Below are 6,991 nucleotides of genomic sequence, written 5' to 3'. Positions count from 1 at the left end.
ACAACAACAACCCATAAAGTCGTCATTGTGAGGGAGTATTCTGACAAAAACAATGTGATAATTTTACTACAAATATTAGTTGTCAGAATACGACCGCGACAATCTCGGGCTTTTTAGCAGAGGTAGTAAAAAAAGCATCCGACTATTATTCATCAGATTGCCATCCCGCAAATGCGGGATACCTCCTTCGCAATGACGTTATGTTGCAGCTTTCAAATAAAAAAGTCGGCAGTCAAAAACAGTCCTCAGTCAAATACCTTTTTTAGTTTTTCAACTTTCGAAGCGAAGCAAGTCCGTGGGATTAGTTTTTAGTTTTTAGTCGGCAGTCAAAAACAGTCCTCAGTCCTCAGACCGCAGTCATCAGAGTTCAGTTGGTAGTTACAATTATTCAATGATACTACTAAACCATTAAACCATTACATCATTAAACCATTAAACCATTAAACCATTAACAATTCGTAGTTTTGGGGAAAAATTAAAAGTCCTTAAATGAACACAGAAACAAAGATTGAATTACTCTCTGATTTAGGTACACAAATATTGTCGGAAATTGATTCAAGCAAGTATAAAGAAATTATTAATCTTTCAAAAGATAAAAATCCTTGGTTTACAAAAAGTAATGTAAAAAATGCTTTAACATCGATTGCAAGATTATTCCTGAATTATGAAAAGCTTAATAAATGGGTAAAAAAATATGATATTAATGAAACTAAGCAAAGTAAAAAAATAGGATTAACACTTGCCGGAAACATTCCTCTTGTGGGATTTCATGATGTTCTTTGCGTTTTTATGAGCAATAATATTTCTGTTATAAAAATGTCTTCAAAAGATAAAGTGCTATTAACTTTTTTGTTGAATGAACTTTACAAACTTAATCCTGATTCTGAGAGATATTTTGAAATTATTGATGAAAGGTTAAAAGATTTTGATGCAATAATTGCCACAGGGAGTAACAACAGTGCAAGATATTTTGAATATTATTTCAAAAAATATCCGAACATCATTCGTAAAAATCGTAATTCTATTGCAATTTTAAATGGCAAAGAAAATCCTGAGCAAATTAATAATTTGGGTAAAGATATTTTTTCATTTTTCGGACTTGGTTGCAGAAATGTTTCTAAAATATTTGTTCCAGAAAATTATAATTTTGATAATTTTTTAAAAAATATTAACAACTATGAAAAAATAATTGACCATTACAAATATGCTAATAATTATACCTACAACAAAGGGATATTCATGATTAATAGCGAGTTACATTTTGACAATGGTTTTTTATTACTTAAAGAAAATACAGCTATTGCTTCTCCGCTTTCTGTTCTTTTTTATGAAAAATATAAAAATATAAATGAATTAAAAAAACTACTTGAAATACATTCTGATGAAATTCAGCTAATTGTTTCAGATGAAGATTATAATTTTGAAACAATTAAATTCGGAACAACTCAGGAGCCTGAACTTTGGGATTATTCCGATAATATTGACACTATGGATTTTCTAACTAATATCAAATAATATTCATGTCCAAACAACTTGAAATAAAAGAATTTTTAACGTTAAAGGAAACATTAGCCCTAATAGATGTTCGCACACCAAAAGAATTTGAACAAGCACACATAGGGGGAGCTTACAATATTCCATTATTTAGCAATGATGAAAGAGCCATCGTAGGGAAGATTTACAAAAAAGAAGGTAAAGAAAAAGCCGTATTTACAGGCTTAAATATTGTTGGCAAAAGACTTACTCAATACATCAGAAAAGTACAGGATATTACAAACTCCAAAGAAATATTGCTGTATTGCTGGCGTGGTGGAATGCGTAGCTCAAGCCTTGCATGGCTATTAGAAACAATTGATTTTAAATCATATACTTTAAAAGGCGGTTATCAATCATACAGACGATTTTTGCATAATTCACTTGCAAAAAAATCAAAGATTGTTATTCTTGGAGGTATGACAGGCTCGGGAAAAACAGAAATTTTAATTGAATTACAAAAATTGCAAGAACAAGTAATTGACCTTGAAAATTTGGCAAATCACAAAGGCTCGGCTTTTGGTTCAATTGGTGAAAACAAACAGCCAAGTACTGAGCAATTTGAAAATTATATTTTTGAAGAATGGAATAAATTTGACTTATCCAAGCCAATTTGGATTGAAGACGAAAGCCATCTTGTAGGCAAAGATTTCATTTCTGAAGAACTTTGGAAGCAAATGAGAATTGCCAATGTTATAAAAATTGAAGTTCCTGATGAACAACGAATAAAAAGACTGGTAAAAAATTATACGGTTGAGGATAAAGAAGCACTAATAAATTCAATTGAAAAAATTAGGAGAAAACTTGGTGGACAAAATGCTAAAATTGCTATTACTGAAGTTGAAAACAATAATTTTGATAAAGCTGTTTCGATAATATTAGAGTATTATGACAAAGCTTATCTTTACGGACTTTCAAAAAGAAAAGATGAAAATATTCATTCCATAAAATTAGAGTCGGAAAACCCTAAAATCAATGCTAAAAAAGTAAAAGAATATTTAGACAATAAATTTGAATAATTATTCTTTAATTTGCAACAAATGAATATCAAAGCCAAATATATTGTTTTTCTGATTCTATTGTTTTTTTTAAATTCATGTTCAATTATTTTGAGAAACGCATACAACGAACTTGAACAATATAATTATACTACAGCAAAAAAACGTTTTGAAAAAGTTGAAAAATATAATCCCGTAGTTTCAGGCTATGGCTTGTGTATGCTTTATTCATCAATAAATCCTTACCACCAAATTGATTCGGCTCACAAAAATTATTTAATAATTGACAGCATTTATTCAAGCTACAAAACTGAAAAGAAACTAAAGATTTATAAAAAATACGGAATTGATTCATCACTTTTAAGTTTAATGAAAATAGAAATTGACCGTATTGCATTTGAAGAAGTTCTGTTAAACAAAACCACTGAAAGCCTTAACAATTACATAAAAACATACAGCACAGCAGAAGAAATTACAAAAGCTAAGGAACTAAGAAATGTACTTGCATTTGAACAAGCGAAAACCAAAAATAGCATTAGTGCATACACGAATTTTCTTAAATTATATCCAAAAGCAAAACAAAAAGAGAAAGCAATTTCAAAATTAAATCACTTTGTTTTTAATACATACCTCAATAAAAATACTGTTTCTGCTTATGAATATTTTATAAATAATTACCCTAACAGTCCGTTTTTAAAACAAGCACAGGACTCACTTTACAAACATTCTTTAAAGCATGAAACAATAAAATCACTTGAAAAATTCATAAAATTATATCCTAAAAACAAGAACATAAATAAAGCATGGAAAAAACTTTATTTGTTGTCAACAAAAGAGCTTTCAGTAAAATCCTTTACTGAATTCATCCAAAAGTATCCTGATTATCCTGAAATAAACAAAGTAAAATGGGAACTTATTCTTTCAGAAATGAGGCTTATACCTTTCTCCACAAATAATAAATGGGGATTTATAAATTTAAAAGGTCAGGAAATAATAAAAGCTCAATATGACTTTGTTAAAGAATTTTCGGAAGGACTTGCAATTGTTGTAAAAAATGAAAAAATAGGTTTTATCAAAAAAAACGGCACACAACAAATAGCTTGTGTTTACAATGATGCAACAAAATTTGAAAAGGGCTATTCTATTGTTAGAGAAAACGAAAAATACGGAATAATTAATAAATTTGGTAAAATTGAATTACCGATGATTTATGATGATATTGAATGCTTTTCAAATGGCTTATCAATAATTCAGAAAGATGAAAAATATGGGTTTTTAAACGCAAATCTCAAGATTGAAATTGCTATTGAATATGAGGGACTTAATAATTTTAAATCTGGAAGAGCAAGAGCAAAGAAAAATGGGAAATACGGCTTTATAAATCGTCAAGGGAAAACAATAATTCCATTTAAATACGATTATGCTGAGGATTTTTTAGATTCGGTTTCTATTGTAAAAAAAGGTAATTTTTTTGGAATAATTGATGTTTTTGATACTGTTCATTTACCAATTAAATACGATTTTATATCTTCATTTCACGATAGCCTTGCAGTTGTTGTAAAAGATAAAAAATTCGGTTATGCCGACAAATACGGACAAATTATAATTCCTCTAAAATATAATTATTTACCTCAAAGCAGATTTACATTCAATTTCAAAAATGGCTTTGCAATAATTGAAAAATATGGAAAATATGGATTGATAAATAAAAAAGGAGAAATAATTTTATCATTCAAATACGATAAAATGTTAGCTCCTTCAGAGGGATTTATTGTTGCCAAAAAAAGTAAATGGGGAATTCTTGATACTAAAGGAAAACAACTTGTTCCCTTTACTTATGAAAAAATAGAAGCATTTTCAAACGCTTTGGCAAAGTTCCTAAAAAATGAAAAAGTAGGTTTTATTGACACTCACGGAGATGTGATTATAGAAAATGTTTATGATAATGCCACCTCTTTTAAAAACGGATATTCAATCGTTAGCCTTTATGGAAAAAAAGGATTATTGCATTTTAATAACACACAATTATTAGCAATTGAATTTGATGAAATTGCATTTATTGATGAAGATATTTTGCTTTTAACAAAAAATAATTTAAAGGCTTATTGGTACCTTAAAACAAAGAATTACATTTGGAAAGAAAAGGGATTTTAAGTTTGTTACAATTTCAACAACTTTTCGTAATACATTTTCTTGCCGGAATAAATATTTATCAAATACCTACCGCTTCTCAGGTCAATCAAATTCAAATTAAGCCAGCTTCCTTTTTTGAAATATTGTCCATTGTAATTTAATTTTTTCACAATTTTTCCGTCAATGCTTGTAATAATTATTTCATCAACAGAAATATTTGAGAGAAAAATAAGAGTTAATGATTTGTTATCTCCAATAGGGTTGGGAAACAAAAGAAAATCATCATCTTCAAAGCCTGAGGGGTCATTATAATGAACAATATTGTTGGCAGAAATAATGTTCATATTTCTATCAAAGATTACTGTATCCACTTTAAAACTAAGGTTAAATGAAAACTTTTGATTATTAATCTCGTTATCAAAAATTACAGTAGTATCTTTATTACCACCTTCAAAACGTATTTCAAGAGGTAATTCAAAAAAACTGACACTTGAATGAGATTGAGTTTGTGAAACTTCTAATTTAACTTCATCTGCAATTTGAGTCCATTCAATTGAATAGGAAGGATAGCCCTGATTATAAATCCAATCGTCAAAGAAATAATCTAAATCTTTTCCTGAAGCACTTTCAAAATGATTTTGTAAATCGGGAGTTGATGCATATTTATATGCCAATTTAGGATCTAACATATATCTTTTAATTGCCTTAAAAAAGTCCTCATCTCCCAAAATAAATCTAAGCATGTGTAGTACAAGTCCACCTTTTCGGTAAGATAAACGGTAATCAAAAACCCTTGAAACGTTCAATGTATCATTTCCATAAACATAAACTGAACCGCCAGGATATTTAGTAATAGCTTGAATATGTGATCTTCTCCATTGATAAAAAGCATAATCGGAATGAAAATGTTCTTTTATCAAACCTTCTGAATAAGTAGCAAAACCTTCGTTAAGCCAAATTTCCGACCAACTTTCGCAAGTAATTTTATCTCCAAACCATTGATGAGCAAGTTCATGACCTACTAAATATTCATCAAAATTTACAAGAAAAGTCATTGTTTGATGCTCCATTCCACCACCTCTACTAAATTGTGCATGTCCGTATTTTTCATTGAAAAAAGGATAAATTCCAAATATTCCCATGAAAAATTCCATTATCGCAACGGTATGATAGGCAGGCTCAACATAATATTGAGAATCTTCGGGATAAACATAGTTTAAAATTTCCATTGAATCACCTTGATAATGTACGTAATGCGAAAATTGAGAATAGTTTGTAACTGCAATTGCTATTAAATAAGCAGGAATAGGGTAGCGGTGTTTCCAAAAATATGTTACAAAATTCCCATCTACAACTTCAGAAATTAAAACTCCATTGCTTCCTACTCTGTTTCCTTTTATGGTTGTTACATAAATATCAATAGAGTCAATTTTGTCATTCAGACTTTGTTTGCAGGGCCACCAATCTTGTGCCCCGTAAGGCTCCGATAATGTCCAGATTATTGGATTACTATTATGTAAATCCTTTGAAAATGAGCCGAATCCGTGTGTGGCTGGTACTCCATGATAATAAACACTTATGGAGTCAAAATCATTTTTGTGTAAAATAGTATTTAAATTTATTTCAAGAAAATCAACTTCAATAAAGCTGTTTTTTAATTTTATTCCATGATATAAAACCGAATCAATTGTAAAAATAGAATCAAGATCGAAATAAATATCCTCCAAAGTATTTGACACAACTTGAAAATAAGAAGTTACTGCTCCTTGAATAAATAATGAATCAGGATTAACAAACCATTCAAGTCTGTGATATTTTAAGTCGTATTCTTCAGTTTGCCTTTTGTAACTTGCTCTTTTAGCAAATGCTTTATTTGTTTTAATCTGTGATTTTGCATGTGAGCAAATATGTGATTGAGAAAATAACAAAGAAGGCAAGAAAAAGAATATGAGAATCTGTAAAATTTTTTTCATAAAATTAAACTTTATTAAATAAACACTTTGCTACAAAAGTAATACTTATTCATGATTATTGAATTATTATTGTGAAAAATTAAAGGACAAAGGCTAAAAACTAAAAACTAAAAACTAAAAACTAAAAACTAAAAACTAAAAACTAAAAACTAAAAACTAAAAACTAAAAACTAAAAACTAAAAACTAAAAACTAAAAGCTAAAGGCTAAAAGCCAAAAGCTAAAAGCAAAAAGCTAAAGGCAAAAAGCTAAAAACTAAAAGCTAAAAATTAAAAACTAATTTGTATTTTTGTTTAGTAAAAAAGCATTTAAATATTAATAATATGAAAGATAAAGTCAAAACAATCAATAAAAT

Annotated in this window: 4 protein-coding genes; 3 read left to right on the top strand and 1 reads right to left on the bottom strand. The window is 28.7% G+C overall.

The genetic code is table 11. The features are described from left to right. Positions 1 to 489: 489 nt before the first annotated feature. Genes U9R42_14915 through U9R42_14905 form a run of 3 tightly spaced genes read left to right on the top strand, consistent with a single transcriptional unit; the run spans position 490 to position 4,685 of the window. A complete protein-coding gene (locus U9R42_14915) occupies positions 490 to 1,515 on the top strand; it encodes an acyl-CoA reductase (protein MEA3497316.1) in 1,026 nt (341 codons plus the stop codon). A gap of 5 nt (positions 1,516 to 1,520) precedes the next feature. Next, positions 1,521 to 2,552, top strand: coding sequence for a tRNA 2-selenouridine(34) synthase MnmH (gene mnmH / locus U9R42_14910; protein ID MEA3497315.1), 1,032 nt, complete (start codon positions 1,521 to 1,523; stop codon positions 2,550 to 2,552). Between the two features lie 21 nt (positions 2,553 to 2,573). Continuing rightward, complete coding sequence (locus U9R42_14905; protein ID MEA3497314.1) at positions 2,574 to 4,685, top strand: WG repeat-containing protein; 2,112 nt, start codon at positions 2,574 to 2,576, stop codon at positions 4,683 to 4,685. Positions 4,686 to 4,690: 5 nt separating this feature from the next. Here the strand turns inward: U9R42_14905 and U9R42_14900 are convergent, their stop codons facing one another. Then, a complete protein-coding gene (locus U9R42_14900) occupies positions 4,691 to 6,637 on the bottom strand; it encodes a M1 family aminopeptidase (GenBank protein ID MEA3497313.1) in 1,947 nt (648 codons plus the stop codon). Positions 6,638 to 6,991: the final 354 nt, after the last annotated feature.

This window comes from Bacteroidota bacterium, assembly GCA_034723125.1.
Lineage (GTDB): Bacteria > Bacteroidota > Bacteroidia > CAILMK01 > JAAYUY01 > JAYEOP01.
The sequence above is the reverse complement of the archived record's forward strand: the minus strand, read 5'-3'. Positions and strand labels throughout refer to the sequence as shown.